This is a genomic window from Cohnella baijiui, from assembly GCF_020731285.1.
GTDB lineage: Bacteria > Bacillota > Bacilli > Paenibacillales > Paenibacillaceae > Cohnella.
In genome coordinates this window covers 1-230 of sequence record NZ_JAJFOW010000377.1, presented here as the reverse complement: position 1 = coordinate 230, position 230 = coordinate 1, and the positions used below count along the sequence as shown (strand labels likewise).

Below are 230 nucleotides of genomic sequence, written 5' to 3'. Positions count from 1 at the left end.
GCGAGTCGTATCATCAGTCATATCCGCAGCAAATAGATTAACGCCGAAAGGACGATCCGTCATCGTGCGAATCGCACGGATTGTCTCACGGATTGCCTCAGGCTCCATATAAGCTGCACCAAGCGTCCCCAGACCGCCAGCACGAGAGACACCTGCCACCAACTCTGCAGTAGTCGGTCCCCCGGCCATGCCTGCTTGAATAATTGGATAAGTAATATGTAATGTTTGAC

The 230-nt window shown here is 52.2% G+C and carries 1 protein-coding gene; it reads right to left on the bottom strand.

Annotation, left to right across the window (positions count from 1 at the left end; translation table 11 throughout):
• On the bottom strand, positions 1-216 hold a 216-nt coding region (locus tag LKX83_RS33025; protein WP_227887518.1), incomplete at its 3' end, for a nitronate monooxygenase.
• Between the last annotated feature and the right edge of the window lie 14 nt (positions 217-230).